This is a genomic window from Bradyrhizobium sp. (assembly GCF_016462955.1).
Classification (GTDB): domain Bacteria; phylum Pseudomonadota; class Alphaproteobacteria; order Rhizobiales; family Xanthobacteraceae; genus Bradyrhizobium.
Map to the genome: position 1 here is coordinate 1 of NZ_JAEMSD010000549.1, position 4,208 is coordinate 4,208.

General features: G+C 66.0%; 5 protein-coding genes. 2 read left to right on the forward strand and 3 right to left on the reverse strand.

All coding sequences use genetic code 11. From position 1 onward, the window contains the following. The first annotated feature begins 319 nt into the window (after window positions 1-319). Window positions 320-727 carry an NADH:ubiquinone oxidoreductase subunit NDUFA12 gene (locus JHD07_RS34065; RefSeq protein ID WP_291630142.1) on the forward strand — a complete coding sequence of 136 codons (408 nt, stop codon included), beginning with the start codon at window positions 320-322 and terminating at the stop codon, window positions 725-727. Between the two features lie 344 nt (window positions 728-1,071). Here JHD07_RS34065 and JHD07_RS34070 read toward each other — a convergent pair whose 3' ends face one another. Next, entirely contained in the window at window positions 1,072-1,779 is a 708-nt protein-coding gene (locus JHD07_RS34070; protein ID WP_291630144.1) for a DJ-1/PfpI family protein, read from the reverse strand. A 105-nt stretch (window positions 1,780-1,884) separates the two neighbouring features. On the opposite strand from JHD07_RS34070, the gene JHD07_RS34075 reads away from it, so the two are divergent. After that, window positions 1,885-2,823 (forward strand): GlxA family transcriptional regulator, encoded by a 939-nt coding sequence (locus JHD07_RS34075; RefSeq protein WP_291630146.1) that lies wholly within the window; start codon window positions 1,885-1,887, stop codon window positions 2,821-2,823. 75 nt (window positions 2,824-2,898) lie between these two features. Here JHD07_RS34075 and JHD07_RS34080 read toward each other — a convergent pair whose 3' ends face one another. Both JHD07_RS34080 and JHD07_RS34085 read right to left on the reverse strand, forming a co-directional pair. Further along, window positions 2,899-3,153, reverse strand: a complete 255-nt coding sequence (locus tag JHD07_RS34080; protein WP_291630148.1) for a PepSY domain-containing protein — start codon at window positions 3,151-3,153, stop codon at window positions 2,899-2,901. A 27-nt stretch (window positions 3,154-3,180) separates the two neighbouring features. Continuing rightward, window positions 3,181-4,200 carry a Na+-dependent transporter gene (locus tag JHD07_RS34085; protein WP_291630150.1) on the reverse strand — a complete coding sequence of 340 codons (1,020 nt, stop codon included), beginning with the start codon at window positions 4,198-4,200 and terminating at the stop codon, window positions 3,181-3,183. Window positions 4,201-4,208 lie beyond the last annotated feature (8 nt).

The window sequence follows — 4,208 nt, forward strand, 5'->3', positions numbered from 1 at the left end:
GGGACCCCCTCCCTGCGCAAAGCTAGGCGAGGTCATGGGTAGAACGAGCGCCAGCGCTGCTGCAGCACTCAAAACTTTCAAACTGTTCATGGTTTAACTCCTTTTCCCTCAAGCAAACCCCATGATTGGGCAGGAGTTCCTGGGGATCGTGCCGGTCGCGCGGGAATTGAGCCTCCTGCGCGCACGCTGTACCCGGCATGAACGGTTCGTGTCCGATTTGCGATCATGGAGGTGCGGTTGCACATCGTGAAAGCTGGCCGAACTGGACATTTCGTCGCCCGGGTGGCATCAGGGCCCGACCAAGCAGGGCCCGCGCCGCATGAAACAATTCTTCCTCAAGTTCTTCACCTGGTGGAATGGCCAGACGTTTGGCACCCAACTCTGGACCAGCCGGTATGGGGAGCTGGTCGGCCAGGACGAGCAGGGGAACCGATACTACCGCACCCGGGGCGGCGCGATCGATCCGGCGCTCGGCTTCGAGCGGCGATGGGTGATCTACAACGGTTACGCCGAAGCGAGCCGGATTCCACCGTCCTGGCATGGCTGGATGCATCACGTCGTCGATACCCCGCCGACCGAGATCGACTATCAGCCGCGCGAGTGGGAAAAGCCGCACCAGCCGAATCTGACCGGCACGGCCAAGGCCTACCGGCCCTCCGGCTCGACGCTCGCCAGCGGCAAGCGTCCCAAGGCGACCGGCGACTATCAGCCCTGGACGCCCGGCTAGCCTTCCGATCCATCAACGAACGTCGTTCTTCGAAGCGGATGCACATGCATCCGCGTCGCGTCGCTGTGGACAACGGTAACAGCGGGGACGTCGCCTGCGTAGGCGTTGCATTGCGGCGGGCGATGCGGCTGAATGATCCCATCTTGCGGAGATGGGAGACCATCGCGTTCGGTTCGGGCAACAGCTCGCGACTGTCCCGAGATGCAGCGGCCGCCGAGGAAGGGACTCGATCGGGAGATAGGCCCCCGGTCTGGAAGCTCCCAAATCGCCCGATGTGAATGTGCAGCCGCCGTAAGACAGGAAAGGCCGCCTGGGAAACCGGGCGGCCTTTTTCTGTCGAGGACTTACCCGACGTTTCTTGCCCCGGACGCAGCGCGTTCCGCCGCCCGCTTCACCGCCTCGAGCCGCTGCGCCTGGTTTTGCGCGCCGCGCTCCCTCAGCAGCGCCAGCACTTCGGCCGGCGCGGTGTCGGGTGAGCCGGAATGGAACGGCGGGGCCGGGTTGTATTCCATCTGAAGCTGGATCGCCTCCGCCGTGGTGCGATCGACCATGACCGAGACCAGCGTGAGGGCGAAATCGATGCCTGCGGTGACGCCGCCGCCGGTGATGCGGTTGCGGTCGATGCAGACGCGTGTCTTGGTCGGTGTCGCGCCAAACTGGCTCAGCATCTCCATCGCACTCCAATGGGTGGCCGCGCGGTAGCCCTTCAGCAGGCCGGCGGCGCCGAGCGCCAGAGATCCCGTGCAGACCGAGGTGACGTATTTGGCCCCCTCAGCCTGCCGGCGCAGGAAATCCAGCACCTCCTCATCGTTGAGCAGGTCGTTGGTGCCCTGACCGCCGGGCACGCAGATGACGTCGAGTTGGGGGCAATCCGCAAAGCTCCTGGTCGGCGTCAGCATCAGGACGGAATCGCTGGGCACCGGCTCGATCGTCTTCCAGATCAGGTGCAGCTTTGCGCCGGGAACCATCGCGAACACCTGCAACGGCCCGGTGAAGTCGAGCTGGGTGACGCGCGGGAAAACCAGGATTCCAATCTGAAGCGGTGACGACATGGGAGCCTCCGACAATGCACTTGACGGGAGCAGGATGACATGGTGCCCTTCTGTCCGAAATGGCATAATTCCCTCGCTTTCGGACATATCCTTGTGGGCTGGCCGATGATCGGAATCCTGGTCTTCCCGGACTTTCAGCTGCTCGACGCAGCAGGCCCGATCTCGGCGTTCGAGATCGCGGCGCGAAGCATCGGCAAGGCGCCGGCCATCCGCGTGCTGGCGGCGAGGCCGGGGCTGGTGCGCAGCTCGTCTGGTGTCGAGATGATGGCGCGTGACTTCAAGGCGGCGAATGCGATCACGACGCTGGTCGTGGCCGGCGGCGCGGGTGTTTCCGACGCCGCACGCTGCGAGGTCACGCGGGCCTTCGTCCAGCGGGTGGCGAAGCGCGGCATGCGCGTTGCGAGCGTCTGCTCGGGCGCCTTCGTGCTCGCCGAGGCGGGACTTCTCGACGGCCGCCGCGCCACCACCCATTGGAGACGGACGCGCGATTTCGTGGCGCGCTATCCGAAGGTCAAGTTCGAGCCCGACCAGATCTTCACGCGGGACGGCAATGTCTGGACGTCGGCGGGCATCACCGCCGGGATCGATCTCGCACTCGCGATGATCACCGAGGACCATGGCGAGGAGGTCGCGCAAGCGACCGCGCGCCAACTCGTGCTCTACCACCGTCGCAGCGGCGGCCAGTCGCAATTCTCCTCGCTGCTGGAGCTGAAGACGCCGAACGGCCGCTTCGGCGCGCTGCTGTCCTGGGCGCGTGAAAATCTCGATGCGCCACTGACCGTGGAGGACCTCGCCGATCGCGCCGGCATGAGCGCCCGGCATTTCGCCCGCGCCTTTGCCGCCGAGACCGGCACGACGCCGTCCAAGGCGATCGAGCGGCTCAGGCTCGAAGTCGCGCGCGAACGCGTGCAGTCCTCGCGCGAGGCGATCGAGCGCGTTGCGGAAACGACCGGCTTCCGCGATCCCGAACGGATGCGGCGCGCCTTCATCCGCGCGTTCGGCCAGCCTCCGCAGGCGTTGCGGCGGGCGGCGCGTGCAGGATAGAGCGCTTGCTCTTGAGCCTGCCGACCACGGTGGAATGGCGGAGACCGGCGTCGCTCAGAAGCGGAGCGGTGATGCTTACTTGTCCGGTTTCTCGCGCACGATGGCGCCGGTCTTGGGATCGGCGTGGAATTCCATCTTCTGGCCGTTCTTGACGCCTTCGCCCTCCCACTGGCCATCGTCGGCTTCGAGCTTTGTCACTTGCGAATAGCCTGATTCCATGACCTTGGCTTTCACTTGCTCCATTGGCATCCAGTCAGGTCCCGGCTGATCGGCCTTCGCTGCCGAGCCCAGGGCGAGCGAGCCGAGAACCACAATCATGGCGAACTTCATCGCGAACCTCCGTTTCGGTGACTGGCCTCAACCGGGACCTTGAATCGATGTTCCTCCGCTGCGTTGGTGTGACGCAAGCCGGTGAAGGTCGGCCTTCATTCCGCTGGACGCATTGCGGCGTGCCGCCAGGCGGCTTGCGATCGGCATCAGCAGGTACGGCGCCAGGTGAATCGGAAACTGCGTCAGCGCGAAATACAGCCAGGTCGTCGCCGGCAGCACGCCGGCAGTGGCCGCCAGCATCAGGCCGAGATTTCGCTGCGACACCATCAGGCCGAGCGCGAACGCACGCTCGGTGCCGGCACGCCGGAAGATCAGCGCGGTTGCGGCGAGGAGAGTGAAGTAGACCGCAAAGGCGAGCAGCGCGACCGCGATCGTGAACAGCGGATCGGCGAGAAAGTCGGTTGCGACGTCGCCCATCACTGCGGAGGCGAATACGAGGAGTGTGATGATGTTGAGGCCGTCGATCGGCCGCTTGTGGCGCTGGATCGCATCGCTACCGGCCAGACCGCGGATGATCGTGGCGGTCAGCAGCGAAGCGGCGAGGATGCCGAGCAGCTTCAAGCCGAGCATCGCCGGAGAGATGCTCAGCATGTCGCCGAGAAACAGGCTGGCGTAGAGCGAGGCCGTGAATGGCACGAGCGCGGTCGAGGTCACCAAGGTGACCAGCACCAGCGTGGCATCGAGGCCCATCAGCGCTGCAAGCGCCGGCGCCGCCATCATCGGCGAGGCCATGCCCTGGAGCATCAGCGCGAGAGCAAGGCCTGGCGAGGTCGCGGAGAGCCCCGTCGCGTGGGCGGCGAGGGCGACGATGAGCGGCACGCCGATCGTGGTCCAGGCCGTGGCGGCTGCGACCAGCGCGGGCCGGCGCAGATGGCCGCGCAGCGCCACGAGATCGACGCGCATGAAGGAGATGCAGAGCAGGAGGAAGATCGCCTCCGTGACGTACGGGCGCAGCAGTGCGCCGAGCGGCGGCACCGCGACCGCGATGAAGGCGATCGCCGCCACCGCACGGGTGCCCTGGCCGCCGAGCCAGGCGAGGGCGCGCAGGGGAAAGG